Origin of the sequence: Pseudomonas qingdaonensis (assembly GCF_018398475.1) — a bacterium.
In the GTDB taxonomy this organism is placed as follows: domain Bacteria; phylum Pseudomonadota; class Gammaproteobacteria; order Pseudomonadales; family Pseudomonadaceae; genus Aquipseudomonas; species Aquipseudomonas palmensis.
This window is the reverse complement of sequence record NZ_CP074676.1, coordinates 996,425-1,020,957: the sequence shown is the minus strand read 5'-3', so window position 1 is coordinate 1,020,957 and position 24,533 is coordinate 996,425. Positions and strand designations below refer to the sequence as shown.

Annotated in this window: 25 protein-coding genes; 10 read left to right on the top strand and 15 right to left on the bottom strand. The window is 67.0% G+C overall.

The genetic code is table 11. The annotated features are described in order from the left end of the window. Positions 1 to 2: 2 nt before the first annotated feature. The gene (locus KH389_RS04565; protein ID WP_371917311.1) at positions 3 to 293 is read right to left on the bottom strand and encodes a type II toxin-antitoxin system RelE/ParE family toxin; all 291 of its coding nucleotides are present in this window, start codon (positions 291 to 293) and stop codon (positions 3 to 5) included. Positions 294 to 539: 246 nt separating this feature from the next. After that, positions 540 to 1,448 carry an EamA family transporter gene (locus KH389_RS04560; protein WP_213606963.1) on the bottom strand — a complete coding sequence of 303 codons (909 nt, stop codon included), beginning with the start codon at positions 1,446 to 1,448 and terminating at the stop codon, positions 540 to 542. A gap of 93 nt (positions 1,449 to 1,541) precedes the next feature. On the opposite strand from KH389_RS04560, the gene KH389_RS04555 reads away from it, so the two are divergent. The 6 genes from KH389_RS04555 (at position 1,542) to ssuD (KH389_RS04530) (ending at position 7,819) form a co-directional block, all read left to right on the top strand. Then, positions 1,542 to 2,324: an AraC family transcriptional regulator gene (locus KH389_RS04555; protein WP_213606962.1), complete on the top strand. Its 783-nt coding sequence runs from the start codon at positions 1,542 to 1,544 to the stop codon at positions 2,322 to 2,324. A gap of 238 nt (positions 2,325 to 2,562) precedes the next feature. Continuing rightward, on the top strand, positions 2,563 to 3,141 hold the full coding sequence (gene msuE, locus KH389_RS04550) for an FMN reductase (protein ID WP_043864443.1): 579 nt from the start codon (positions 2,563 to 2,565) through the stop codon (positions 3,139 to 3,141). After that, positions 3,138 to 4,283 carry an FMNH2-dependent alkanesulfonate monooxygenase gene (gene ssuD, locus KH389_RS04545; protein WP_043864442.1) on the top strand — a complete coding sequence of 382 codons (1,146 nt, stop codon included), beginning with the start codon at positions 3,138 to 3,140 and terminating at the stop codon, positions 4,281 to 4,283. Before msuE ends, ssuD (KH389_RS04545) begins: the two co-directional genes overlap by 4 nt. Then, entirely contained in the window at positions 4,280 to 5,470 is a 1,191-nt protein-coding gene (locus KH389_RS04540; protein WP_213606961.1) for an acyl-CoA dehydrogenase family protein, read from the top strand. Before ssuD (KH389_RS04545) ends, KH389_RS04540 begins: the two co-directional genes overlap by 4 nt. Positions 5,471 to 5,479: 9 nt before the next feature. Then, complete coding sequence (locus KH389_RS04535) at positions 5,480 to 6,580, top strand: sigma-54 interaction domain-containing protein (protein WP_210014181.1); 1,101 nt, start codon at positions 5,480 to 5,482, stop codon at positions 6,578 to 6,580. Between the two features lie 99 nt (positions 6,581 to 6,679). Then, positions 6,680 to 7,819, top strand: a complete 1,140-nt coding sequence (gene ssuD / locus KH389_RS04530) for an FMNH2-dependent alkanesulfonate monooxygenase (RefSeq protein ID WP_043864439.1) — start codon at positions 6,680 to 6,682, stop codon at positions 7,817 to 7,819. A 38-nt stretch (positions 7,820 to 7,857) separates the two neighbouring features. Here ssuD (KH389_RS04530) and KH389_RS04525 read toward each other — a convergent pair whose 3' ends face one another. The 7 genes from KH389_RS04525 to KH389_RS04495 form a co-directional block, all read right to left on the bottom strand. Continuing rightward, positions 7,858 to 8,910 carry a methionine ABC transporter ATP-binding protein gene (locus KH389_RS04525; RefSeq protein ID WP_058541401.1) on the bottom strand — a complete coding sequence of 351 codons (1,053 nt, stop codon included), beginning with the start codon at positions 8,908 to 8,910 and terminating at the stop codon, positions 7,858 to 7,860. Positions 8,911 to 8,983: 73 nt separating this feature from the next. Next, the gene (locus KH389_RS04520; protein ID WP_213606960.1) at positions 8,984 to 9,754 is read right to left on the bottom strand and encodes a MetQ/NlpA family ABC transporter substrate-binding protein; all 771 of its coding nucleotides are present in this window, start codon (positions 9,752 to 9,754) and stop codon (positions 8,984 to 8,986) included. A 92-nt stretch (positions 9,755 to 9,846) separates the two neighbouring features. Then, positions 9,847 to 10,512, bottom strand: coding sequence for a methionine ABC transporter permease (locus tag KH389_RS04515; RefSeq protein ID WP_054916316.1), 666 nt, complete (start codon positions 10,510 to 10,512; stop codon positions 9,847 to 9,849). Further along, a complete protein-coding gene (locus KH389_RS04510; protein WP_213606959.1) occupies positions 10,509 to 11,882 on the bottom strand; it encodes an LLM class flavin-dependent oxidoreductase in 1,374 nt (457 codons plus the stop codon). The genes KH389_RS04515 and KH389_RS04510 overlap by 4 nt, the downstream gene beginning before the upstream one ends. Positions 11,883 to 11,891: 9 nt before the next feature. Continuing rightward, the gene (locus KH389_RS04505; protein ID WP_043864434.1) at positions 11,892 to 13,115 is read right to left on the bottom strand and encodes an SfnB family sulfur acquisition oxidoreductase; all 1,224 of its coding nucleotides are present in this window, start codon (positions 13,113 to 13,115) and stop codon (positions 11,892 to 11,894) included. A gap of 262 nt (positions 13,116 to 13,377) precedes the next feature. Then, complete coding sequence (locus KH389_RS04500; RefSeq protein ID WP_058541398.1) at positions 13,378 to 14,589, bottom strand: YeeE/YedE family protein; 1,212 nt, start codon at positions 14,587 to 14,589, stop codon at positions 13,378 to 13,380. A 62-nt stretch (positions 14,590 to 14,651) separates the two neighbouring features. Next, entirely contained in the window at positions 14,652 to 15,341 is a 690-nt protein-coding gene (locus KH389_RS04495) for a CPBP family intramembrane glutamic endopeptidase (protein WP_052504326.1), read from the bottom strand. Between the two features lie 217 nt (positions 15,342 to 15,558). On the opposite strand from KH389_RS04495, the gene KH389_RS04490 reads away from it, so the two are divergent. From KH389_RS04490 to KH389_RS04480, 3 genes are all read left to right on the top strand, one after another. After that, complete coding sequence (locus KH389_RS04490; RefSeq protein WP_043864432.1) at positions 15,559 to 16,278, top strand: SDR family oxidoreductase; 720 nt, start codon at positions 15,559 to 15,561, stop codon at positions 16,276 to 16,278. Between the two features lie 101 nt (positions 16,279 to 16,379). After that, positions 16,380 to 16,907 (top strand): UPF0149 family protein, encoded by a 528-nt coding sequence (locus tag KH389_RS04485; protein WP_213606958.1) that lies wholly within the window; start codon positions 16,380 to 16,382, stop codon positions 16,905 to 16,907. A gap of 123 nt (positions 16,908 to 17,030) precedes the next feature. Continuing rightward, positions 17,031 to 17,555 carry a hypothetical protein gene (locus tag KH389_RS04480; protein ID WP_213606957.1) on the top strand — a complete coding sequence of 175 codons (525 nt, stop codon included), beginning with the start codon at positions 17,031 to 17,033 and terminating at the stop codon, positions 17,553 to 17,555. Here KH389_RS04480 and KH389_RS04475 read toward each other — a convergent pair. The 5 genes from KH389_RS04475 to KH389_RS04455 form a co-directional block, all read right to left on the bottom strand. After that, on the bottom strand, positions 17,533 to 19,935 hold the full coding sequence (locus tag KH389_RS04475; protein ID WP_213606956.1) for a TonB-dependent siderophore receptor: 2,403 nt from the start codon (positions 19,933 to 19,935) through the stop codon (positions 17,533 to 17,535). The genes KH389_RS04480 and KH389_RS04475 overlap by 23 nt on opposite strands. A gap of 89 nt (positions 19,936 to 20,024) precedes the next feature. Next, positions 20,025 to 20,999, bottom strand: a complete 975-nt coding sequence (locus KH389_RS04470) for a FecR domain-containing protein (RefSeq protein ID WP_213606955.1) — start codon at positions 20,997 to 20,999, stop codon at positions 20,025 to 20,027. Further along, positions 20,996 to 21,514: a sigma-70 family RNA polymerase sigma factor gene (locus KH389_RS04465; protein WP_043864428.1), complete on the bottom strand. Its 519-nt coding sequence runs from the start codon at positions 21,512 to 21,514 to the stop codon at positions 20,996 to 20,998. Before KH389_RS04465 ends, KH389_RS04470 begins: the two co-directional genes overlap by 4 nt. A 67-nt stretch (positions 21,515 to 21,581) precedes the next feature. Further along, on the bottom strand, positions 21,582 to 22,169 hold the full coding sequence (locus KH389_RS04460; protein WP_043864427.1) for a hypothetical protein: 588 nt from the start codon (positions 22,167 to 22,169) through the stop codon (positions 21,582 to 21,584). A gap of 70 nt (positions 22,170 to 22,239) precedes the next feature. Beyond that, the gene (locus KH389_RS04455; RefSeq protein WP_058541391.1) at positions 22,240 to 23,049 is read right to left on the bottom strand and encodes an AraC family transcriptional regulator; all 810 of its coding nucleotides are present in this window, start codon (positions 23,047 to 23,049) and stop codon (positions 22,240 to 22,242) included. 82 nt (positions 23,050 to 23,131) lie between these two features. On the opposite strand from KH389_RS04455, the gene KH389_RS04450 reads away from it, so the two are divergent. Continuing rightward, positions 23,132 to 24,055 (top strand): DMT family transporter, encoded by a 924-nt coding sequence (locus KH389_RS04450; RefSeq protein WP_213606954.1) that lies wholly within the window; start codon positions 23,132 to 23,134, stop codon positions 24,053 to 24,055. On the opposite strand, the gene KH389_RS04445 is transcribed toward KH389_RS04450, so the two are convergent. After that, on the bottom strand, positions 23,967 to 24,512 hold the full coding sequence (locus KH389_RS04445; RefSeq protein ID WP_054916305.1) for a sterol desaturase family protein: 546 nt from the start codon (positions 24,510 to 24,512) through the stop codon (positions 23,967 to 23,969). The genes KH389_RS04450 and KH389_RS04445 overlap by 89 nt on opposite strands. Positions 24,513 to 24,533 lie beyond the last annotated feature (21 nt).

The following is a 24,533-nucleotide window of genomic DNA, read 5'->3' as shown; positions in this document are numbered from 1 at the left end:
GGTCAAACCTCTTTGGCCAACCGCTTGGCCATCCGGATATCTGCTGCTTGAGAAGACTTGTCCCCGCCTGTCAGCAACAAGATTGCTACGCCGCTACGCACGGTGAAGTACACCCGATAGCCTGGGCCGGAATCGATGCGCATCTCTGAAACACCATCACCAACCGCCTTCGTATCCCCCAAGTTGCCCGCAAGCGCACGTTCGATGCGTCGACCAATGGCGATCCTCGCTCGCACATCGCGTAGCGCCAGAAGCCAGCCGCTGAATGCCAAAGTCTGTTCTATGGAATAGATCACATCAGGCCCTGAATGTATCCCTACGGATACAGGCTGGCAAGCAAGATCAAGTTTGGATGCTTACCAGACTGCCGGTGAATCGCTCGCCTTTCGAACGAGCAACTGGAATACGATGGGCGCTTGCGCATGCCTCTGGAACAAGACAATTCCTGATTTGAAGCGGTACATTTCCCAAGGTTAAAAAACCTCCAGCTATTGCAGCTGCAAGAGCATGTCACCTCCCTTCGCCAGCAACGCTGGCGCCTACACCGTCTCGCGCTCCCCTGTAGGCGCCAGCCTTGCTGGCGAATGCGCCCGCCCAGGCCACTTCACGAACCCCGCCCCCAGCGCCGCCAGAATCAACCCGATCGAAACCGCCTCGTGCGCATCCACCCGGTGCCCCAGCAGCACCATCGACCCTGCCACCCCGAATACCGGGATCAGCAACGACAACGGCGCCACCTTCGACACCGGGTACTCGCGCAGCAGCAGGTTCCACCCCCAGTAACAGAAGTGCGTCGCCGCATACACCTGGAACACCAGCGAAAACACCGCCACCCACCCCACCTGCGCAGCCACACCGGTGAACGGCGCGGTGCCATGCATCAGCCAGGTGAGCAGCACCAGCGGCAGCGGTGCGAACAGGCTCGCCCACACCACAAAGGCAAACATCTCGCGCACCTTCGAGCGCTTGATGATGACATTGCCCACACTCCAGCTGAACGCACTCACCAGCAACAAGCCATAACCCACCACCGAGCCATCGCCGGGCCTGCCACCGATGATGGACACCAGCCCCAGCACTGCCAGCCCCACCCCGACGCCCTGCCCCACGCCAAGGCGTTCGCGAAACAGCAACACGCCCCAACCCAGGGTGAAAAACGCACTGAACTGCACCAGCAACGCCGCCGTACCCGGCGGCACGCCCAGCTCGATTCCCAGGTTGATCAACGCCCACATCGCCACGCCAAAGATCAACCCGTATGCCGCCACCCAGCCCAGGCCGACCGCCGGGCGCCGGATGAAGAACACCCACGGCAACGCCGCCAGGGTGAATCGCAACGCCGTCAACAGCAGCGGGTCAATTGCGGCCAGGCCGAGCTTGGTGATGGGAAAGTTGAACCCCCACATCGCCGTCACCAGCACGGCCAGGGCCAGATGTTTCTTTTGCATGGCGTACCTATCCCGAAAGTCAGGGCGCCACTATGCGCAATGAGCACACTGGCTCGCTTGCACTATCAGGTCATAGATCATTAAATTCGGGCCATGCGCGAAATCGACATCGACCCCTATGAACACACCCCCCGCGACGCCGTGGTCACGGCCAACGACTATGACGACGGGCAGCACTTTGCCTTGCATACCCATCAGCGCGGGCAGTTCGCGTATGCGGCCTGCGGGGTGATCACGGTGTTCACCCGCCAGGGCAACTGGGTGGTGCCGCCGCAGCGGGCCATCTGGGTGCCCGCAGGCGTGCCCCACGAGATGAGCATGAACGGCCCGGTGACGATGCTGAACACCTATGTGCGCCAGCCTGCCGCCACCCGCCTCGGCCTGCCCGAACACTGCCAGGTGTTCGGTGTGTCGACGCTGCTGCGCCAACTGCTGCTGGGCGCCCGGGATGTGCCGGCGCTGTATGCCGAAGGCAGCCGCGAGGGCTACCTGATGAACCTGCTGCTGCACGAGATTGCCGACATGCCGGCGCTGTCGCTGAATGCACCGCTGCCCAGCGAGCCCAGGCTCGCCCGGGCCTGCCAGCACTTGCTGGCACAGCCCTCGCTGGATACAGGGATCGATGACATGGCCCGCCAGGTGGGCATGAGCCGGCGCACCTTCACCCGGCTGTTTCGCCAGCACACCGGCATCAGCTTCGTGGCATGGCGACAGCAGGCATGCCTGATGGCGGCGGTGGTGCGCCTGGGCAATGGCGAGGCGATCACGCGGGTGGCGACGGACCTTGGCTACAGCAGCCCCAGTGCGTTCACCAGTGTGTTCCGGCGCGTGCTGGGCGCGGCGCCCAGCCAGTACTTCGCCAACGCGGCAAGTTGATGCAACACGATTCGCTGCAACCCAAGCAGTAGCGCGCCAGGCCTACACAGATAGCCAACTGTCTGCCCAGCAACTGTTGCCCCAGCAACAGCCAGCCAACAAAAACCTCCCGCACCAACACCATTGCCACCTCACTACCGCGCCAGGCCCAGCAAAAACGGGGCCTGCGACAGTGGTACGGCTCTTGCTCAAGCCTGGGTAACGCTCTGAGCGCAGGGCCACACCACAGGACGCACACATGACCGCAGCACTCAAGGTCGTCGCCGTTTCCGGCGGCGCCTATCGCCCCTCACGCACCCTGGCACTGACCGAGGCGATCGTCGCCGAGCTGGGCAAGCACCTGCACATCGACGCCCAGCTCATCGAGCTGAGCGAGATCGCCCGCCCGGTAGGCGGCGCCCTGTCGCGCGCCGAACTGCCGGCCACGGTCGAACAGCAGCTGCAGGCCATCGAGCATGCCGACCTGCTGATCGTCGCCTCGCCGGTTTACCGCGGCTCGTACCCCGGCCTGCTCAAGCACCTGTTCGACCTGGTGGGCCAGGACAGCCTGATCGACACCCCGGTGCTGCTGGCCGCCACCGGTGGCAGCCCGCTGCATGCGCTGGTGATCGACCACCAGCTGCGCCCGCTGTTCAGCTTCTTCCAGGCGCTGACCCTGCCCATCGGCGTGTATGGCAGCGAAGGCGACCTGCAGAACTACCAGGTCAGCAGCCCGGTGCTGCAAGCCCGTGTCAGCCTGGCCGCCGAGCGTGCCGCACCGTTCTTCGCCGCCCACGCCCACAGCCAGCGCAAGCTCGCCAGCGGGGCCGAACGGTGAACGTGTTCTGGTTCCTGCCCACCCACGGCGACGGTCATTTCCTCGGCACCAGCGACGGCGCGCGCCCGGTCACCCTCAACTACCTCAAGCAGATCGCCCAGGCCGCCGATGGCCTGGGCTACCACGGCGTGCTGATCCCCACCGGCCGCTCGTGCGAGGACTCCTGGGTGGTCGCCTCGGCCCTGGCGCCGCTGACCGAACGCCTGCGCTACCTAGTGGCGATACGCCCCGGCATCATCTCGCCCACCGTGTCGGCGCGCATGACCGCCACCCTGGACCGCCTCTCCGGCGGGCGCCTGCTGATCAACGTGGTCACCGGCGGCGACCCCGACGAGAACCGCGGCGACGGCATCCACCTCAGCCATAGCGAACGCTACGAGGTCACCGACGAGTTCCTGCGTATCTGGCGCCGCGTACTGCAAGGCGAGTCGGTGGATTTCGAGGGCAAGCACTTCAAGGTCGAGAACGCCAAGGCGCTCTACCCACCGGTACAAAAGCCCTACCCGCCGCTGTACTTCGGTGGCTCGTCCGACGCCGCCCATGACCTGGCCGCCGAACAGCTGGACGTCTACCTCACCTGGGGCGAACCGCCCGCCGCCGTCGCCGAGAAGATCGCAGATGTGCGCGCCCGCGCCGCCAGGCACGGGCGCACGGTGAAATTCGGCATCCGCCTGCACGTGATCGTGCGCGAAACCGCCGAAGAGGCCTGGCAGGCCGCCGACCGCCTGATCGCGCACATCAGCGACGACACCATCGCCGCGGCGCAACAGTCCTTCGCGCGCTTCGACTCCGAAGGCCAACGGCGCATGGCTGCCCTGCACGGCGGTCGCCGCGACCAGCTGGAGATCGCCCCCAACCTGTGGGCCGGTGTGGGCCTGGTACGGGGCGGCGCCGGCACCGCGCTGGTGGGCGACCCGCAACAGGTGGCCGCGCGCATCAAGGAATACGCCGACCTGGGCATCGAAAGCTTCATCTTCTCCGGCTACCCGCACCTGGAGGAAGCCTACCGCTTCGCCGAGCTGGTGTTCCCGCTGCTGCCAGAACCCTACGCCAGTCTGGCCGGGCGCGGCGTCACCAACCTGACCGGGCCGTTCGGCGAAATGATCGCCAACGATGTGCTGCCCAAGGCGCAGACCGCATGAGTGCCAAGCAACCGGAACCCACCCTGCTCAACCCGCTGCAGACCGCGCGCGCCCTGGCCGCCGAGTTCGCACTGACCGCCGCCGAACGCGACGAGCGCGGCGGCACACCCAAGGCCGAGCGTGACGCCATTCGCCACAGCGGCCTCTTGGCCCTGAGCATTCCCACGCAGTTCGGCGGCATGGGCGCCAGCTGGGGCGAAACCCTGAACATCGTGCGAGAGTTCGCCCGGGTCGACAGCTCCATCGCCCACGTGTTCGGCTTCCAGCACCTGATGCTGGCCACCGTGCGCCTGTTCTCCAGCCCCGACCAGTGGCAGCCCTGGTTCGAGCAGACCGCCCGCAAGAACTGGTTCTGGGGCAACGCCCTGAACCCGCTCGACACCCGCACCGTGGTCAAGAAGTACGACGGCTGGCGCGAATTCTCGGGCAAGAAGAGCTTCTGCTCCGGCGCCAGCGACTCGGAAATGCTGATCGCCTCGGCGGTGGATGAAAGCGCCGGCGGCAAGTTGCTGATCGCCGCCATCCCCACGGCACGTACCGGCATCACCCTGCATGGCGACTGGAACAACATGGGCCAGCGCCAGACCGACAGCGGCAGCGCCACCTTCGAGCGCGTGCGCGTCGAGGAATCCGAACTGCTGCTCGACCCCGGCCCGCTGAGCACTCCGTTCGCCTGCCTGCGCCCGCTGATCGCGCAACTGCACTTTGCGCACATCTTCCTCGGCATCGCCGAAGGTGCGCTGGAAGAGGCACGCCAGTACACGCTCAAGGAAGGGCGACCGTGGTTCAAGTCCAACGCCCGGCACGTCAGCGAAGACCCGTACATCCTGCGCCACTACGGCGACTTCTGGGTGGGCCTGGAAGGCGTTCGGCTGCTGGCCGAACGCGCCTGCAACCAGCTCGACGAAGCCTGGCACAAGGGCCCCACGCTGAGCAGCGACGAGCGCGGGCAGCTGGCGCTGTCCATCGCCGCGGCCAAGGTGGCGGCCACCCGCACCGGCCTGGACCTGTGCAACCGCCTGTTCGAAGTGACCGGCGCGCGCGCCACGCATGCCTCGCTGCGCTTCGACCGCTACTGGCGCAACCTGCGCACCCAGACCCTGCACGACCCGGTGGACTACAAGGTCCACGAGCTGGGTGACTGGGCCCTGAACCGGACGGTGCCCGCCCCGTCCTTCTACTCCTGAGGGCTGCCCATGCACCTGTTGACGCTCCCGCCATCGCCAACCCTGGCCACCTCGATCAGGGCCACCGCACAGGTGTTCGAAGACCCGAGGTCGCAGGCGCTGCTCGCCCACCTGCAGCAGGTCGCGCCGAGTGAGGCCAGCGTGCTGATCATTGGCGAAACCGGTACGGGCAAGGAGCTGGTGGCGCGACATATCCACAACCTCAGCCGGCGCCACCAAGGGCCGTTCGTGGCGGTCAACTGCGGGGCGTTCTCCGAGTCGCTGGTCGAGGCCGAACTGTTCGGACACGAAAAGGGCGCCTTCACCGGCGCCCTGGCGTCCAAGGCCGGCTGGTTCGAGGAAGCCGACGGCGGCACGCTGTTTCTCGACGAGATCGGCGACCTGCCGATGGCCATCCAGGTCAAGCTGCTGCGTGTGCTGCAGGAGCGCGAAGTGGTGCGCCTGGGGTCGCGCAAGAGCATCCCGATCAACGTGCGCGTGCTGGCCGCCACCAATGTGCAGCTGGAAAAGGCGATCAACGCCGGGCACTTTCGCGAAGACCTGTTCTACCGCCTCAACGTGGTCAGCCTGCAGCTGCACCCGCTGCGCGAGCGCCCCGGCGATATCCTGCCGCTGACCCGCCACTTCATGGCCAGCTACAGCGCCCGCCTGGGCTATGGCGATGTGCAGTTGAGCAGCGAGGCCGAGCACAAGCTGGCCAGCTACGACTGGCCGGGCAACATCCGCGAGCTGGAAAACGTCATCCACCACACCCTGCTGATCTGCCATGACGGCGTGATCCAGCAGGACGACCTGCGCCTGTCCAACCTGCGCATCGAGCGACCCGAGGGCACACCCGCCCCGGACACATCCGCCAACGCCCTGTTGCAGCGCGCGTTTCAGAAGCTGTTCGAAGAAGAGCACGGCGCGCTGCATGAAAAGGTCGAGGAGGCGCTGCTGCGCAGTGCCTACCGCTTCTGCCACTACAACCAGGTGCACACCGCGCGCCTGCTGGGCCTGAGCCGCAACGTCACCCGTGCCCTGCTGATCCGCATCGGCGAACTGGTGGTGAACAAGCGCCAGCCGCCACCGGAGCCGAACGCCACACGCGTCATCAACCTGTCGATCTGACCCAGACTTGCCCAAGCAAGCAGCGACTTCACCCACCTTGCGTTGCACGCCGTCCCGGCCGGGGCGGTGGCCCATTCTTCCTGCAACGAGCACCCCACCATGAGCCTCGATATCTTCTGGTTTCTGCCCACCTCCGGCGACACCCGCTACCTCGGCCACTCCGCCAGCGGGCGCCCGGCCACCAACGCCTACATGCGCCAGATTGCCGTGGCCGCCGAGAACCTCGGCTATGACGGCATTCTCATCCCCACCGGCAGTAGCTGCCTCGACCCCTGGGTCACCGCCGCCAGCCTGGTGCCGGTGACCCACCGCCTCAAGCTGCTGGTGGCCCTGCGCACCTCGCTGGGCAACCCCACCGCGTCGGCGCGCCAGGCCGCCACCCTCGACCAGGCCAGCGGCGGACGCCTGCTGCTCAACGTGGTGCCCGGCGGCGATGCCACCGAGCTGGCCGCCGATGGCGTGTTTCTCGCGCACGACCAGCGCTACGACGCCGCCGACGAATTCCTCACCGTGTGGCGCCAGCTGCTCAGTGGCGAACGGGTCGACTTTCACGGCGAGCACCTGCGGGTGGAGGGCGCGCAGAACTTCTTCGCGCCGGTGCAGACGCCCTACCCGCCGCTGTACTTCGGTGGCTCGTCAGCCGCCGCGCACGAGCTGGCGGCCAGGCATGTGGACGCCTACCTGACCTGGGGCGAGCCACCCGCCGCGGTGGCCGAAAAGATCGCCGACGTGCGCGCCCGTGCCGCCCGCCACGGGCGCACGGTGCAGTTTGGCGTGCGCCTGCATGTGATCGTGCGTGAAACCAGTGAACAGGCCTGGGCGGCGGCCGAGGAACTGATCAGCCACCTGGACGAGGCCACCATCGCCGCCGCACAGGCCAACTACGCCAGCATGGATTCCGAAGGCCAGCGGCGCATGGCCGCGCTGCACGGCGGGCGCCGCGACCGACTGGAAGTCTCGCCCAACCTGTGGGCCGGGGTCGGCCTGGTGCGTGGCGGCGCCGGCACCGCACTGGTCGGCGACCCGGCCACGGTGGCGGCACGGCTGCAGGAGTACGTCGCCCTGGGCGTGGACCGCTTCGTGCTGTCGGGCTACCCGCACCTGGAGGAAGCCTACCGCTTCGCCGAACTGGTGTTCCCGCTGCTGCCCGGCAAAAGCAAGGTGACGGTGGATGGCGCCTTCACCGGGGGCGCCTTCGACGTGCGTGCCGGCCAGGCCAGGCCCGCCGCCAGCCAGTAACGGGCAGGGCCCGGGCTACCCGGTGCAGGCGGGTCGGCTCAGGCCCGTGCGGCCACCCGCTCGACGCTGTCGGCCACTGTGCGGGCCTGCTGCAGCACCTGCGCACACACCTGTTCAGGGGCCTCCACGCGCACGCGCAGACGGCCAAGGATACGCCCCTGGATACGCTCGATATTGGCCTGCACCAGGTGGGTCGGGTACCCCAGTGCCGCGCTGATCGCGCTCAGCTCCGGCGCCTGGCCACGGGCCCCGGTGTAATGCAGGTCGAGCAGCCAGTCGCCGGCGCTGGCTGGGGCCAGGTCATGGGCGCCGCCAGGGTGCAGGGTGCGCAGCAGGGTGCGGGTCACCTCGTGGCACGGGCAGCCGAACACCCGCCACACCTCGCCCTGCTCCACCACCTCGCCCGCCTCCAGCACCACCACGCGGTCGCACAGCTCGCGGATCACTTCCATCTCGTGGGTAATCAGCACGATGGTCAGGTTCAGGCGCCGGTTGATATCGCGTAGCAGCGCCAGAATCGACTGGGTGCTTTGCGGGTCCAGCGCCGAGGTCGCCTCGTCGCACAGCAGCAGGTCGGGCTGCAGCACCAGCGCCCGGGCGATGCCGACGCGCTGCTTCTGGCCACCGGACAGCTGTGCGGGGAAGGCATCGCGCTTGTCCTCCAGGCCCACCAGTTGCAGCATCTCGCTCACCCGCCGCTCGCGCTCGGCGCGGCCAATGCCGGCCAGCTTGAGCGGCAGGCCGATGTTCTCGCCGACGGTTTTCACCGACATCAGGTTGAAGTGCTGGAAGATCATGCCGGTGCGCTGGCGCTGGCGGGCCAGTTGCGCGGTGTCGTAGCCGGCGATGTCCTCGCCGTCGATCAGCACCTGGCCGTTGCTGGGTTGCTCCAGGCGGTTGAGCGAACGCAGCAGCGACGACTTGCCCGCGCCGCTGCGCCCGATGATGCCGAACACCTCGCCCCGGCGTATCTCCAGGTTGATGTCGCGCAGCGCATGCACAGTGCGCTCGCGCCCCGGGTACTGCTTGCCGAGCCCCACCAGGCGGATATGCACGGCGCCTGCCAGCGGCTGTTGATTGAAACTGACCATGGATCAAGGCCTGCCCTGCGAAGGATGCGATTCGACCAAGGCCCGCGCTGTCGCCAGCGCGGGCCACCGGGGCTCAGAAGCCGGGCACTATCTGGCCCTTGTAGCGGGTCAGGATGAAGTCGCGCACCTGTGGCGAGTTCAGCGCCTTGGCCAGCTTCTGGATGCGCGGGTCATCGATGTTGTCGGGGCGTGCGACCAGGTACTCCACGTACAGGTCCTTGCCCTTCTCCACGATCAGCGCGCTGCTGGTATCGATGCCCGCCTCCAGCGCGTAGTTGGCGAAGACGAACGCCAGGTCCACCTGGTTCACCGCACGGGCCAGCAGCGCGCCTTCGAGTTCGCGAATCTTCAGGTGCCTTGGGTTGGCCGCGATGTCGCGCTGGGTCGCCAGGGTGTTGCTCGGGTCCTTGAGGGTGAGCAGCCCGGCTTCGTGCAGCAGCACCAGGGCACGCCCGGCGTTGACCGGGTCGTTGGGGATGGCGACGCTGGCACCGTCCTTGAGCTCGGCGATGCTCTTGATGCGGGTGGAGTACGCACCGAAAGGCTCGATGTGCACGCCCACCACCGGCACCAGGTCGGTCTTGCGGGTGGCGTTGAATTCGTCGAGGAACGGCCGGTACTGGTAGTAGTTGGCGTCCAGGTTCTTCTCGGCCAGTTGCAGGTTGGGCTGGATGAAATCGCTGAACACCTTGATGTCCAGGTCCACGCCTTCGGCCGCCAGCGCCGGTTTGACGAACTCGAGGATCTCGGCATGCGGCACCGGGGTGGCGCCCACCACCAGTTTCTCGTTGGCGTGCGCCGACAGCGACAGCACGGCGGCCAGTACGGCCAGGGTCTTCTTCATGGGCTTGCTCCTGAACAGGTAGAACATTGGCCGCCGTGGGATACGTGGGCCGGCGGCAGCGAAACCCGGCTGCCGCTGACGGGAAACACAATTCAACGCCGGGTGAAGCGCCGCACCAGGCGGTCGCCACTCACCTGCAGCACCTGCACCAGTACGATCAGCAGCAGCACGGTCACCACCATCACGTCGGTCTGGAAGCGCTGGTAGCCGAAGCGGATCGCCAGGTCGCCCAGGCCGCCGCCGCCGACCACCCCGGCCATCGCCGTGTAGTCCACCAGCACGATGGCGGTCACCGTCACCGCCGCGATCAGGCCGGTGCGCGCCTCGGGCAGCACGGTGTGCCATACGATCTGCCAGGTGCTGCCACCCATCGACTGGGTGGCCTCCACCAGGCCGCGGTCGACCTCGCGCAGGGCGATTTCCACCAGCCGCGCAAAGAACGGCGTACAGCCGATCACCAGCGGCGGTATGGCGCCGGGCACGCCCAGCGAAGTACCGGCCACCACCTGGGTGAGCGGGATCAGCACAATCAGCAGGATGATGAACGGCATCGAACGCAGCACGTTCACCACCACCGACAGCACGCGGTACACCAGCGGCGAGGCCAGCAACTGGCGCTGGCCGGTGAGGTACAGCAGCACCCCCAGCGGCAGCCCCATCAGCACCGTGAAACCCAGCGCTACGCCGAGCATGCTCAAGGTGTCGAGGCAGGCCTGGCCCACCTCGGGCCAGTTGACATGGGCCAGCAGCTCGCTCATTGCCCAGCGCCCCTGCGCAGCGCGGCGGCCGGGTGCGGCGCGCCCAGCCGGTCACCTGCGCCGAACAGCTTGTTGCGCAGCGTGCCCGGGGCGTAATCGCGCTTGAACAGGCCACGGGCCTGCAACTCGGGCACCAGCAGATCGACCACCGCCTCGAAGGTTTCCGGGGCCACCACGCTGGCCAGGTTGAAGCCGTCCACGTCGGTCTCTTGCACCCATTCCTGCAACAGGTCGGCCACCGTCTGCGCCGAGCCCACCAGTACCGGGCCGTCGCCGCCGATGGCGCAATAGTCGGCAATTTCGGCGGTGGTCCAGGTGCGGCTGGGGTCGGCACGGGTGAAGGCTTCCACCGCCGACTGGATCGCATCGCTCTGCACTTCGCGCAGCACCTGGTCGCTCTGGTACTGGGCGAAGTCGATGCCGGTCCAGCCCGACATCAGCGTCAGCGCACCGCTGGCGCTGGCGTACTCGCGGTACTCGCGCAGGCGCGCCAGGGCCTGTTCATCGGTGGGGGCGACAATCACCGTAAGCTGCTCCAGCACCAGGATATCGCCCGGTGCGCGGCCGGCCGCCACCGCCGCAGCGCGCACCTGCGCCACCTGGTTCTTGAGCACCGTCTTGCTCGGCGCAGCAACGAACACGCACTCGGCGTTGGCCGCCGCAAACGCCCTGCCGCGCGTCGAGGCACCGGCCTGGTACAGCACCGGGGTGCGCTGGGGCGAAGGCTCGCACAGGTGAAAGCCCGGCACCTGGAAGAACTCGCCCTGGTGGCCGATGCCGTGCACTTTGGCCGGGTCGGCATACACCCCGCTGGCGCGGTCGGCGCGCACGGCGTCGTCTTCCCAGCTGGCCTCCCACAGCTTGTAGCAGACCTGCAGGTACTCCTCGGCCAGGGCGTAGCGCTGGTCATGCGACAGCTGCTCGCGCTGGCCAAGGTTGCGCGCCCCGCTGGAAAGGTACGAGGTGACGATATTCCAGCCGGCGCGGCCACGGGTCAGGTGGTCGAGCGTGGACATGCGCCGGGCAAACGGGTACGGCTGCTCGAACGACACCGAGGCGGTCACGCCAAACCCCAGGTGCTCGGTGACGGCGGCCATGGCCGGCACCAGCTGCAGCGGGTCGTTGACCGGCACCTGCGCAGCCGTACGCAGCGCCTCGTCGGCGTTGCCGCCGTACACGTCGTAGGCGCCCAGCACATCGGCGATGAACAGCCCGTCGATCTTGCCGCGCTCCAGGGTCCTGGCCAGCTCGGTCCAGTAGTGGATGTCGGTGTAGCGCGTGGCCTGGTCACGCGGATGGCGCCACAAGCCCGGCGACAGGTGGCCGACGGTGTTCATGGCAAAGGCATTGAGGCGTATCTGCTTGGGCATGGTGGCGGCCTAGTTCCAGTCGTGACGCTGTGGCTTGGCCCCGTTCAAGGCCCAGTTGCCCACCAGGTGGTACTTCCAGCGCACCGGGTCGTGCAGGGTGTGCACGCGGGCGTTGCGCCAGTGCCGGTCGAGGTTGTGGCGCACCTGGGTGGAGCGCGTGCCGCCCAGCTCGAACAGGCGGTTGCTGGCCTCGATCGCCGCTTCGGTGGTCAGCACCTTGGCCTTGGCCACGGCCACCGAGGCCTGGGCCACCGAGTCCTCGTCGGGGGCCAGGCTGGCCCGGTCGAGCACCTTGCCGGCGCGCTCCAGCAGGGCCTCGGCGGCTTCCTGGCGAATCTCCAGCGCGCCGATCTGCACGATGGTCAGCGGGTCCTGGCTGGCCTGCTCCACGCCCGCATCGATCCACGGGCGGGCCTGCTCGCGGATGAAGGTGATGGCGTCGTCCAGCGCCGCACGGCCGATGCCGGCGTCGATGGCGGCGGTGGTCAGTTGCGCGAAGGGGCCGGCCAGGGTCGGGGTTTCGTACGAGCGGTAGGTGGGAAACAGGTTGAACGCCGGCACGATCAGCTCCTGCGCCAGCACCGTGCCGCTGGAGGTGGTGCGCTGGCCGATGTTGTCCCAGTCATCGACGATCACCAGGCCCGGGGTATCGCGGCGCACGAAGGCCAGTTGCGAGCGGTCCTGCGCGTCCAGCGCCAGCACCCCCAGCCAGTGCGCGTACAACGAGCCGGTGCAGTAGCCCTTGCGCCCGTCGATGCGGTAGCCATCGGCATGGGGCACGATGCGGGTCTGGATCTCCTTGACGTTCTTGCCGCCGGTTTCCGACAGCGCATTGGCAAAGCGGTGCCCGGCCAGCACCAGGTCGAAGAAGAAGCGCTTCTGCTCTTCGCTGCCCTGCAGGCGGATGTCTTCGAGCAGGCAGTAGTGGTTCTGCGGTATCTGCCCCAGCGAAGGGTCGGCGGCGGAGATGATCGCGATCACTTCGGCCAGGGTGGCGAAGGACACCTGCGCCCCGCCGTACTGTTTCGGTACGGTGATGCCCCACAGGCCGCTGTTGGAGAACGCATCCACCACGTCGGCCGGGACCTGGCGGCTGCGGTCGCGCTCGGACGCGCCTTCGCGCAGCAGCGCGGCAACCCGATGGGCAATGGCAATGGCTTCGGCATCGTCACGGATGACGTGGGCATCCGGCTGGCGGATGTCGTAGTGGGCAGAAACAGGGGTGGCAGTCATGGTCTATCTCGATGAGTACACAGAGTCCCCCGTGAGATAGCACAACCCATGCCACTTGAATTTCACCTATAAATCAATTAGTTACGCACAACAGAAAGCGGCATGGCTGGATGCACGGCAACAAAGTGTTGGCCAACTGTTCGCAGTGCAACAGTACGACAGCGGTCAGTTGCTCCCCGTACACCGCGCGCCTATTCGCAGTAACGGGCGGGCATGAAAAAACCGGCTACTGCGAGCCGGTTCCCATGCAGTACCGCCAGCCTCAGCCGCCGCTGGCTGCCACGCTCTTGCGTTCAGCCACGAAGAACAGCGGGCGAATCCGCACCCCCACCACGTTGCCGGCATACGCCGCCACCAGCCACAGCCAGCCATGCACGCTGCCCGAGGCGATACCGCTGAAGTACGCGCCGATGTTGCAGCCATACGCCAGCCGCGAGCCGTAGCCCAGCAGCAGGCCGCCGATCACCGCGGCCAGCAGCGAGCGCAGCGGAATCTTCAGGCTCGGCGCGAAGCGCCCGGCCAGGCCTGCTGCCAGCAACGCACCCAGCACGATGCCGATGTCCATCACCGTGGTCACGTCCTCCCACAGCGGTGCAGCCAGCGCCTTGGCGTTGCCCGGCATCTGCCAGAACGCCCAGCTGCCCACGTCCACGCCCAGCCCGCTCAGGGTCTTGGCGCCCCACAGGGCGAACGCCGAGGTGATGCCCCAGGGCCGGCCCGCCAGTGCCAGGGTCGCGTAGTTCAGCAGCGCCAGGCCGATCGCGCCCCACACCAGCGGCCACGGGCCACGCAGGAAGCGACGCAGGCCCTCATGCTGGCTGCCTGCCGGGGCCTCGAGGGCGCCGTGGCGACGCTTCTCCAGCACCACCGTGCCCCAGGCGATCAGGCCGAACACCACCAGGTTAAGCACCAGCGCGGGGGCCACGCCAAAGGTCTGCACCACGGAGGTGGCCGGGAACGACGGCAGCGCGAACCACCAGTCGGCGTGGTGGGTTGCAGTTACCGAACCGATGATGAAGAACAGCAGCGTCACCAGCATGCGCGCGTTGCCACCGCCCACGGTGAACAGGGTGCCCGAGGCACAGCCGCCGCCCATCTGCATGCCGATGCCGAAGATGAACGCACCGAACACCACCGACACCCCGGCCGGCGCCACCAGCCCGGTCACCGGCTGGCCGAACAGCGTGCCGGCGCCCAGGGCCGGAAAGAACAGCAGCACGGCGATAGCCAGCATCACCATCTGCGCGCGCAGGCCGGCGCCACGGCGCTCATTGATGAACACCCGCCAGGCGGACGTGAAGCCGAACGCGGCGTGGTACAGCGTGAGGCCCAGGGCGGCGCCGACGATCAGCAGCAGCACCTGTTTGATGCCCACGCTGGCATTCAGAAAGACGGCGCCGACCACCAGCAATGACAGCGCAACCAGTGGCGCGCCGAGACGGCGCTCAGGCGCCGCGGAGAGAGAAAGACCCATGACGATACTCGGATATAGACGGAACAGGCCGCGAGTATACCGTCACCAGCCACCGTGCGGGCTCACGGATAGAACAGCGGGTACATCGCAAGCGCCAGGGTCGAGGCGCAGGCATGCATCGCCATGGGCACCAGCAGGCCGCCGGTCCTGATCCGCGCATAGGCCAGCATCAGGGCGAGGATGAACAACAGCACCACGGTCGACCTGAAGGTGTACTGCAGGTGGATGGCGGCAAACGCCAGGGCGCTGACCACGATCGCCACCACCGCCCACAGCGGCTTGCGGAACGGGAACAGGTTGAGCAGAAAATGCCGGAATGCCAGCTCTTCGCCCAGGGGGGCGAGCACGATGACCATGCTGGTCAGCAGCACGCGATCGGCCAGCGAACCGGCACCGAGCAGGGTCATGAACTGCAGCATGAACGGCTCGGCGGGCTGGTCGACCAGGGCGGCGTAGTTGTAGGCCAGCAGGTAGACCACCACCACGCTGGTCAGGCCAAGCCAGAGGGCCTTGTAGCTGAAGTTGGCCCCCCTGAAGGCATGCCCGGCCAGCGGGTTGCGCCGCAGCAACAGGTACAGCCCGCCGATGGCTGCACACGCCACCAGGTGGGCGCCGAACAAAGCCAGGGTGAAGTCCAGGCCACTGCCGAACAGAAAGGCGCCGGCGAACTGCGCGGTGAAGTACAGCAGCAGACCCAGCAGCGCGAGGCCGATGCGCTTGCCGGCGGTGCTGGCGATGTAAGGGGTGGTCACGGGACTTCCTTGTACGGGGTTGTTCACAGCGTTCTCCTTGGCGGGGGGCGCATTATGGCGAGTTTCGCGGCTGCTGCGCAGCCCATCGCCGGCAGCCGGCTGCTACAGGCTAAGCGCTCAAGTAGATTCACATCTGGATACATCCGGCCATTTGCCATTCCCCTCGCCCTCTGTTTGCATCCGCGCTCTCTCCCCGTGCAGACAAGGAAATCACCCCATGAAAACCCTGGTAGTCGGTGCCAGCAAAGGGCTGGGCAAGGCCCTGATCGAAGGCCTCGGCGAGGCGGGCGACACGCTGGTCGGCGTGTCGCGCACGCGCCCCGACGGCATCGCCGCCAAGGCCGGCGTGCAGTTGAACTGGGTCGAAGCCAACCTGGCCGAGCCGGCCAGCGCCGCGCACGCCATCGCCCAGGCTGTGGCAGAGCACGGCCTCGACACGCTGATCTACAACCTCGGCATCTGGGAAGAGCTGGCCTTCGACCCGGCCTACGACTTTCTCGGCGACAGCGACGCGCAGGTACAGGCCATCGTCAGTTGCAACATCACCGCCACCCTGCTGCTGATCAAGCGCCTGCTGCCCACCCTGCTGCGCAGCGCCACCCCGCGCATCATCCTCACCGGTTCCACCTCCGGCCTGCCCCAGAGCGGGCGCCCCGAGGTGGCCTTCGGCGCCTCCAAGTTCGCCCTGCGTGGCATCGCCGATGCGCTGCGCGAAGGCTACCGCGAGCAGCGCCTGGCCGTGACCTGCCTGAACCTGGGTTACCTCAACACCGAAGACCCGCTCAGCACGCCCCGCGACGTGGCCGAGCAACGCGGCGAAGGCCAGCTGATCCCCGTGCACGACGTGGTGCAGGTGGTGCGCATGGCACTGAGCCTGTCGTCGGCCAGCTACGTCAAGGAGCTGACCTTGCCGGCCCTGCTCGACGAGCGCTTCTGAGCGCTGATCAGCACGCTGGATAAAAACCGGCGAAAGCGCCATCCTTCTCGCCTTTGACGCGCAGCCTGGCTGCGCCCACCGCTATGTGAAGGACCTTTTTCATGCAGACGCTCAACGACACCGACTTCGAGTTCATCGAAGACATCCTGCTGCAGTATGGCGATGACCATTCGGTGCTCAACGCCTCGGAACTGGACGGCTACCTCACCGCGCTGGTGTCCGGCCCGGCGCCTGTGGCTATCGACGAATGGTTCCCGGGGATCTTCGGTGGCCGCCAGCCGGAATGGGAAAGCGCTGCAGACTGCCAGCGCTTCGTCGAGCTGGTGACCCTGCACGCGAACAACCTGGCCCAGCGTTTCTCGCCGCGCTTCGAGGAGACCGAGCACAACGGCCAGCCGCTGACGCTGGCCGAAGAGTGGTGCTTTGGCTACCTGCGCGGTGCAGGCCTGGCCAACTGGCCGGCCTTGCCGGCGGCGCAGCAGGTGGCACTGGATGTGATCGAGACCTGTGCCGCACAGGACAACTTCGAACTGCCCGCCGACCTGGATGTGGCGCTGCATCGCCAGCGCGTGGCCGCCATCGAGCCGGCGGCGCGGGCGTTGCAGGGGTACTGGGCGACGCAGCGCTGAAGCGGGCAGCGGCGCCGCCCATCGCGGGTCGAGCCCGCTCCCACAGGTTCGGCGCAGTTCCTTGTGGGAGCGGGCTTGACCCGCGATGACGCCAGCACATACCCCAACAATCCGGAGCAGTGCATGCCCACCACCCTCACCGCCGCCTTCCCCCACCACCTGGCCCGCGAAGTCCAGGACCTGGCCCGGCAACTCGACCTGCCCAACGGTGACCAGGGCATCGCCGTCACCCTCGACGGCGAACCCCTGACCCTGCCCTACCGCCTTCACCTGCCGGCTGCCGATACAGCCCGGTCACTGATCCACGCCTGCCTGCTCACCCGCCACCCCGACGGCCACGTGCGCGAGCGTTACCTGCAGCAGATCATTCGGGCACCAGAGACGTGGGTCATCCCGTTCGTGTTCCAGCTCACCGGCGAATACGTGATCGAGCTGCTGGCGCTGTGCGAGGCCAACCTGCCGACCCTGGACGCCAGCGCCTACGGCCGCTTCTTCAACGACAACCCCGCCTACTTCAGCCTGACCCGCGCACGCATGGTCAGCTACTGGGATTGCTACCACCGCAGCCGCCACCCGCACCTGCGCAGCTACGTGGGCACCCGCCTGTTCCGCGCCTTCAGCGACTTCACAACGACCACTTCACGGTGAACATCACATTGCGCGGCTCGCCGAAGATGTTGGCCCCGGCCGGGTTGCTGATGCTCTGGTAGTAACGCTTGTCCGCCACGTTGTTGAGGTTGGTCTGCAACGTCGCCGCCGGCGTCACGCGGTACTGGGCCATCAGGTCGACCACGCTGTACCCGCCCTGCTTCACGCTGTAGCTGGTATAGGTGCGGCTCTGGGTGCGAAAGGCCCCGCCCACGCTCCATTGATCGAGGTCGCCCGGCAACTGGTAGCTGGTCGCCAGCTTGAACAGGTTGTACGGCGAATCACTGTCGAAGCGGTCACCCTTCTGCGCCGAGCCGGTGGCCTTCACATACTCGGCCGCCGCATAGGTATAGCCGGCCGACGCCTGCCAACCCGGCGCCAGTTCGCCGCCCAGCTCCAGTTCCAGGCCGCGGGTACGAATTTCGCCGGCCGCCTCGTAGCAGGCATCCATGGTCGGGCAATCACCTGCCGGCAACGACTTGGCCAGGTTCTCCTGGTCGAGCTGGAACAGCGCGAAACTGGCGTTCAACGCACCACCGAAGTACTCGGCCTTGAGCCCGGCCTCGTAGTTGGTGCCGGTTACCGGCGCCAGCAGGCCACCGCTGCTGTTCTGGTACTCCTGCGGCTTGAAGATGCGCGTCCAGCTGGTGTAGACCGAGTAGGTGTCGTTCAGGTCATAGATCAGCCCCGCATACGGGGTGACCTCGCGGGTGGCCTTGTAGTCGGCGCCGAAGGCGTAGGCCCCGACCTCGGTGTGCTGCTGGTACTCATACCAGTCCAGGCGCGAGCCGAGGATCAGCTTCAGGTCATCGCGCAGGTTGAAACGCACGGCGGTGTAGGCACTGGACTGATCCACCTTGCCCTTGCGCGACCAGTTGTAGTCGATGGCCGGCCGGGGCACGTCCTTGTAGTGGAAGTTGTTGGGGTCCACGACATAGTTGAAGCTCGCATCCGGGCCGCCGCCAGGGCCGTCGTCGGTATCGTCGCGGCGGTAGCTCGCCCCCACCACCAGTTCATGGGTACGCCCGAACAAGCTGAACGGCCCGCTGGCATAACCATCGATACTCTTCTGCGTATGTTCGTAGGAGTAGCGCCCCACATTCAGTTGCAGCTCGTCGGCGGTCGGGTCGAGCCGGTAGTAGCTGCTGCCCAGCATCTCCAGGTTGGCCTTCAGCCAGCTGGCGCTCAGGCGCAGGCGCCAGTCGTTGTCCAGGCGATGTTCCACCTCGGCGAACACGCTCTTGTTGGTCTTGTCCCAGTAGGTCCAGTCGGGGCTGAAGCGCGACGAGCGGGAAATGTCGAGGAAGCTGCCATCGGCATGGGTCGGGCTGCCGTTCCAGTCCGCGCCGGGGTTGTCCTCGCGGTTGTAGTAGCCGCCCAGGGTCAGCGTGGTGGCGTCCGACAGGTCGAATTCAGTGATCCCGTACAGCAACTGGCGCTGGTTGCTGTAGGCATCGGTAAAGCTGTTCTTGTCCTGGTAGCTGCCCACCACTCGCCCGCGTACGGTACCGGCATCATTGAGGCTGCTGCTGGCGTCGATTTCGGTACGGTAATTGTCCCAGCTGCCGGCTGCCGCCGTGAGGGTGATCTGCGGCGCCAGCGTGGGGCGCTTGCGCACCAGATTGAGGGTACCCGACGGGTTGCCCGAGCCCACCATCAGGCCGGAAGCCCCGCGTACCACCTCCACCCGGTCGAACATCGCCAGGGTCGCGGTGCCCAGGGTGTCGCTGTCGTAGGCGATGGGCAGGCCGTCGACCATGATGTTGTCGATGGCCGCACCGCGCGAGTAGAACTGCGGGCGCTCGCCGCCGGTCTTGCGCAGGGTCAGCCCCGGCGTGTAACTGGCGATGTCGTCCAGGGTCTGCATGTTCTGGTCGTCCATGCGCTGGCGGGTGACCACGGTCACCGACTGCGGGGTTTCCCGGGCCGAGGCCTTGAACTTGGTGGCCGTGGCCATGCTGGCGGTGGTGTAGGAGCCAGTGTTTTCCGTGACCTCGCCCAGCGCACTGCCGGTGATGCTGGTGGCACCCAGTTGCAGCGCATCACTGCTGTCGGCCTTCTCCAGGGTCAGGGTGCCGTTGTCGGTCACGCGCAGTTGCAGGCCGCTGCCCGCCACTGCCTGGCGCACCGCTGCCTCGGCGCTCAGTTGCCCGTTCACCGCCGCGCTCTGGCGCCCGCGCAGCAGCGCCGGGTCCACCACCAGGGTGCTGGCGCTTTGCCGGGCGATCTGGCGCAGGGCCTGGTCCAGTGGTTGCGCCGGCAACGCATAGCGCTGCATGGCTGGGTCCGCCCAGGCGCGGTTCAGGTCGAGGGAGCAGGCAGAAACGGCAACCGCGACAGCCAGTGCCAGGCGCGCGGGGCTCAGGAGTTGGGGACGCATGTGAAGGGCTTTCCTCGCAGGAAGTGAATGGGCGTTTCCTGCTATGTCCAGCGAGCCGAAAAAAGCCTTCACCCTGGCGGAATGTTTTTTCAGCGCAGGTCGATCAGGGTGATCGGCCCGAACGCCTCGACACTGATCGGCAGCACCTGCGCCAGCGATTGCAGGGCGCGGTCGCTGTCGTCCAGCGGGAACACCCCGAACACGCGCAGTTGCGCCGCCGCCGGGGAAACCCGCAGCACGCCGTAGCGGTAAGGGCGCAAGGCATCGATCACGCTGCCCAGCGATATGTCGTCCACCTCCAGGCGACCTTCCATCCAGGCATCCAGGCGGCCTTGCTCATTGCCCAGGGGCGAGAGTGCATCGTCGGCAAAGCGCAGGGTCTGCCCGCTGTCCACCACGATGCTCTGCCCGGCGCGATTGCGCACCTGCACGCTGTGCTGCTGCACGCTGACGGCACTGCGCTGATCCAGCGTGGCGACACTGAAGCGCGTGCCCAGGGCCCGCACCCGGCCTTGTGCAGTAACCACCTCGAGGGGGCGGTGCGGGTCGCGGGCCACCTGGATGTTCAGCTCGCCGTGGCGCAGATGGATCACCCGGGCTTCGGCACTGAACGCCACCTCCACGGTGGTGCGCGCATTGAGCAGCAGCACGCTGCCGTCGGCCAGTTGAATGCGCCTGCGCTCGCCGGTGCCGCTGTAGTGGTCGCTGAACACGGCGTCCAGTGGCATGCGCCGTTGCACCGTCAACAACGCCGGCAGGCCCAGCATCAGCAGCAAGGCGCTGCCGCCGCGCAGCAACCGGCGCCGCTGCAGCGACAACCCGCTGCTGCGCAGGGCGCGGGTGGCCGCACTGGCGCTGCCGGGCACTTCCAGCAAGGGGTTCAAGGGTGTGTGGGTGGCCTGGGTAACCGCCTGCCAGGCCTGGCGATGGCTTGCGTCCAGCGCCTGCCACTGCTCGAAGGCGTCGCGGTCGGCTGCCGTCGCCGCCCCCGAGCCCAGGCGCACGCTCCATTCGATGGCTTCGCGCACCGCCGGGGTCAGCGCTGCCAGGCTGCGGCCGCTCACGTGCCCGCGCCCAGTTGCGCCAGGTAGCAATGGGTCACGGCGCGCCGCACCCAGCGCTCGACGCTGCTCAACGACACCTGCATCTGGTCGGCGATCTGCTGGTGGGTCAGGCCCTCCAGGCGGTTGAGCAGAAAGGCATGGCGCACCTTGGCCGGCAACCCGGCCAGCAAGGCATCCACCGCCTCCAGCGCCTCGCGCAGCACCGCCAGGGTTTCCTCGCACGGCGCCACCGGCTCGGGCAGGTTGGCCAGCGCTTCAAGGTAGGCGCGCTCCAGTTCGCCGCGACGCCAGAAGGTGTACAGCACCCGCTTGGCGACCATGCACAGGAACGCCCGCGGTTCGTCCAGCTGACCCAGGTGCGGCGAAGTCAGGGTACGCAGGAAGGTGTCGTGGGTGAGGTCCGCGGCATCGGCGTGGGAATTGAGCCGACGGGCCAGCCAGCCGCGCAACCAGTGATGGTGTTCGGCGTACAGCAGGTGCAACGGGTGCTGGGCGGACGGGCGCGGGTTGGACATGCGAGGGGCACACTAATGGTAATTGTTCGCATTCTTATCCCTCGCCCTGGGATTTGCAAGCCGTGCCCTACTCGCGGCAACTGGGCGAGCCGCCCCAGCGCATGTTGCGAATGCAGAAGTAGCGGTCCTTTTTCAGGGTCACGGGGGCGATCGTGCAAGGCAGCACCGCCGGGTCGATCTCGATCGACATCTCATCGGCCGCGTAGCGATCGTCATCGAATTCGATCACGCAGGTGCCGTCCTCCTGCGCCCGCTCGGGAAAGCGCAGGCCCTGTACCACCTGATCGCCCATCTTCACCCGCAGCGGGCTCGGTGCCGATGAGCTGCACGCCTTGAGGGCCGGATGGTTGACGGTTATCCACAGGGGGTACTCGCCGCCTGTGCGGTCAGGGAACAACGGAATGAACAACAGCGACTGGTAGGTCGACTGACCGTGATTCACCACCTTGAGCCACAACGGGCTGGCGTTGCAGGTGGCGCCCAGCGACGCGCCGTAGCGCAGCTTGGGATCGGTGTGGTCCTGCCAGCCGCCCAGGCGGTCGGGCTTCCAGTCATGACCCCATTTGTATTCGGTACAGCCGCCCAGGGTGAGCAGCAAGCACAACAGCGTGGCGATACGGTGCACGGTGAAGTCCTTCCTTGGTGGAGCATCCATCGGGAACACATTGTCGGGGCCAGGCGCCTCGCCGGCAAGGCCGGCTCCTGCACGCCGGCTCCTGCACGAGTCAGCCGCGCTGGAAGCAGCCCGGGGTGATACCGACCACTTTCTTGAAGGCCCGGGTCATGTGGCTCTGGTCGAAGAACCCGCAACGCAGCGACGCCTCGGCGATGCCCACGCCACTGCGCAGCAACTGCTGCACCCGCGCCACCCGCGTCTGGATCTGATAGCTGTGCGGCGATACGCCCACGCTCTTCTTGAACACCCGTATCAGGTACAGCGGATCGAGCCCCACCCACTGCGCCAGGTCGTTCAGCGCGATGTTCTGCGCGTACTGCTCGTCGAGCATCTGCCGCACCCGTCGCACCACTTCGCGTTCGTCGGCCACCGCCCGGGGCTGCGGCCCGCCGCACCGCTCGAACAGCTGGCTGACCAGGTGCAGCAGCACGCTCTCGCGCTCAAGGCTCGAACACGACTGCTCGATCACCTGATGCTGGTGCAGGAAGGCCTGGGCAAAGCCCATGTCGTGGGTCAGCGCCTGCTGGAACAGGTGGATATGCCCGTCACCGAAACGCCCTTCGAACACCGCACGGTTGAGCCACTGCGGGTCAAGGTAGAGCATGCGGTAGCTCCAACCCTCGGCGCTGCCCGGCACGCCGTCGTGCATCTCGCCCGGGGTCAGGGTGACGATGCTGCCGGCGGTGCCCAGGTGCTGGGTGCCACGGTAGAAGAGCTTCTCCACGCCCGCGCCGATCACCCCCACCGCGTAGCGCTCATGGGAATGGCGGCCGAAGGCCCGTGCGCTGTAGCGCGCCGCCAGCAATTCACAGCCCCCTTCGGGGACGCGCCAGAAGCGCGAGAAGTCCTGTTGCTCCATGGCCTGTCCAGTTTTGTGCAATACGCGCGCAGGGCGGGTGGATAAATTTGCCCGACTTCTTCGCAACAGACCAGAGAAAACCATGCAGTCATCCAACGGGGTCACCCTCTCCAGCAACCGGGCCATCGTCGAGCTGACACTGGGCGGGCTGATGCTCAGCCTGTCGGCGCTGGCGGTGGCCTTCGCCCATATCGGCGCCGGGGGCGCGGGTTTCTACCGGATGCTGATCGCCTCGGTGCTGTTCTACCTGCTGCTGCGGGTGAGAAGCCAACCTGCTCGCCTGGCCCACCCCAGGGCTCGACGCTACACCGCCCTGGCCGGCGTGTTCCTGGCCATCGACCTGATCCTGTGGCACCACAGCATCTACATCGTCGGGCCGGGCATCGGCTCGATCCTGACCAACTGCCAGGTGTTCTTCATGACCTTGCTCGGGCTGTGCCTGCTCAAAGAGAAACCGTCGCTGTATTTCGTCGCCTCCATCAGCCTGGCCTTCGTCGGCCTGTACCTGTTGCTGCTGCCGGAGATGGGCAGCGCGCTGGGTATCCAGGGCGTGGTCTATGGCGTGCTGTCGGGGCTGGCCTATGCCGTGTGCGTGTACTACCTGAAAGTCACCACCCAACTGCCCCAGGGCGGCGGCGACAAGATCGCGCAGATGCTGCACCTGAGCCTGTGGGCGGCCGGGGTGATGCTGGGGTACGCGCTGTTGCGGGGCGAGAGCCTGGCCATCGCCGACCAGCAGACCTTCTACATGCTGGTGATCTATGGCGTGCTGGTGCAGTTCGTCGGCTGGTTGCTGGTCAACCGCTCGATTGGTGCCATCAGCCTCGGGCTGGCAGGGCTGATCCTGCTGCTGGAGCCGGTGATCACCTACTTCATCGACGTGGCGTTTCTGGACAAGGCCAGTTCGGCCATGCAGATCACCGGGGCGCTGGTGACGGTGCTGGCGGTGTACATTGGCTCGATAAAGCCGCCGAGCAAGGCCCCGGCGCTGAGCGAGCCGGCCTGACACGGCGCTCGCGCAGCTGCTGCCTGAGCACATGCAGGGGCGGTGCGTAGAGGAAGCCGAACGACACGCTGTGCCTGCGCCCCTTCACCGCGTGGTGCATCAGGTGTGCGTGGTACAGCCGACGCAGATAGGGGTGGCGCGGCCTGGGACGCGCGGGCCAGTGGCGGTGCACGATGCCGTCGTGCACCAACACGTAGATCAGCCCGAACCCCGCCACCCCGGCGCCCACCCACTGCAACGGGTCGTGGCCGGCATTGCCCAGCACGATCAGGGTGATCGCGGCCAGGGCCAGGATCAGCAGGTAGATATCGTTGGTTTCCAGCGTGCCCAGGTGCGGTTCGTGGTGCGAGCGATGCAGAAACCAGCCCCAGCCGTGCATCACGTACCTGTGCGCCAGATAACCGACACCTTCCATGGCGACCAGGGTGCAGAGAAAAATCGCGAAGTGGGCAATCATGGTCGGTACGGGGTTGGGAAA

What these genes read in the sequence shown, in the direction of transcription:
- KH389_RS04455 (WP_058541391.1), bottom strand. Translation starts at nt 23,049, where the DNA reads ATGGAGCAACAGGACTTCTCGCGCTTCTGGCGCGTCCCCGAAGGGGGC.
- KH389_RS04500 (WP_058541398.1), bottom strand. Translation starts at nt 14,589, where the DNA reads ATGGGTCTTTCTCTCTCCGCGGCGCCTGAGCGCCGTCTCGGCGCGCCA.
- KH389_RS04465 (WP_043864428.1), bottom strand. Translation starts at nt 21,514, where the DNA reads ATGTCCAACCCGCGCCCGTCCGCCCAGCACCCGTTGCACCTGCTGTAC.
- KH389_RS04555 (WP_213606962.1), top strand. Translation starts at nt 1,542, where the DNA reads ATGCGCGAAATCGACATCGACCCCTATGAACACACCCCCCGCGACGCC.
- KH389_RS04480 (WP_213606957.1), top strand. Translation starts at nt 17,031, where the DNA reads ATGCCCACCACCCTCACCGCCGCCTTCCCCCACCACCTGGCCCGCGAA.
- KH389_RS04505 (WP_043864434.1), bottom strand. Translation starts at nt 13,115, where the DNA reads ATGACTGCCACCCCTGTTTCTGCCCACTACGACATCCGCCAGCCGGAT.
- ssuD (WP_043864439.1), top strand. Translation starts at nt 6,680, where the DNA reads ATGAGCCTCGATATCTTCTGGTTTCTGCCCACCTCCGGCGACACCCGC.
- KH389_RS04560 (WP_213606963.1), bottom strand. Translation starts at nt 1,448, where the DNA reads ATGCAAAAGAAACATCTGGCCCTGGCCGTGCTGGTGACGGCGATGTGG.
- KH389_RS04485 (WP_213606958.1), top strand. Translation starts at nt 16,380, where the DNA reads ATGCAGACGCTCAACGACACCGACTTCGAGTTCATCGAAGACATCCTG.
- msuE (WP_043864443.1), top strand. Translation starts at nt 2,563, where the DNA reads ATGACCGCAGCACTCAAGGTCGTCGCCGTTTCCGGCGGCGCCTATCGC.
- KH389_RS04450 (WP_213606954.1), top strand. Translation starts at nt 23,132, where the DNA reads ATGCAGTCATCCAACGGGGTCACCCTCTCCAGCAACCGGGCCATCGTC.
- KH389_RS04520 (WP_213606960.1), bottom strand. Translation starts at nt 9,754, where the DNA reads ATGAAGAAGACCCTGGCCGTACTGGCCGCCGTGCTGTCGCTGTCGGCG.
- KH389_RS04475 (WP_213606956.1), bottom strand. Translation starts at nt 19,935, where the DNA reads ATGCGTCCCCAACTCCTGAGCCCCGCGCGCCTGGCACTGGCTGTCGCG.
- KH389_RS04535 (WP_210014181.1), top strand. Translation starts at nt 5,480, where the DNA reads ATGCACCTGTTGACGCTCCCGCCATCGCCAACCCTGGCCACCTCGATC.
- KH389_RS04510 (WP_213606959.1), bottom strand. Translation starts at nt 11,882, where the DNA reads ATGCCCAAGCAGATACGCCTCAATGCCTTTGCCATGAACACCGTCGGC.
- KH389_RS04515 (WP_054916316.1), bottom strand. Translation starts at nt 10,512, where the DNA reads ATGAGCGAGCTGCTGGCCCATGTCAACTGGCCCGAGGTGGGCCAGGCC.
- KH389_RS04525 (WP_058541401.1), bottom strand. Translation starts at nt 8,910, where the DNA reads ATGGTCAGTTTCAATCAACAGCCGCTGGCAGGCGCCGTGCATATCCGC.
- KH389_RS04540 (WP_213606961.1), top strand. Translation starts at nt 4,280, where the DNA reads ATGAGTGCCAAGCAACCGGAACCCACCCTGCTCAACCCGCTGCAGACC.
- KH389_RS04460 (WP_043864427.1), bottom strand. Translation starts at nt 22,169, where the DNA reads ATGGATGCTCCACCAAGGAAGGACTTCACCGTGCACCGTATCGCCACG.
- KH389_RS04445 (WP_054916305.1), bottom strand. Translation starts at nt 24,512, where the DNA reads ATGATTGCCCACTTCGCGATTTTTCTCTGCACCCTGGTCGCCATGGAA.
- KH389_RS04490 (WP_043864432.1), top strand. Translation starts at nt 15,559, where the DNA reads ATGAAAACCCTGGTAGTCGGTGCCAGCAAAGGGCTGGGCAAGGCCCTG.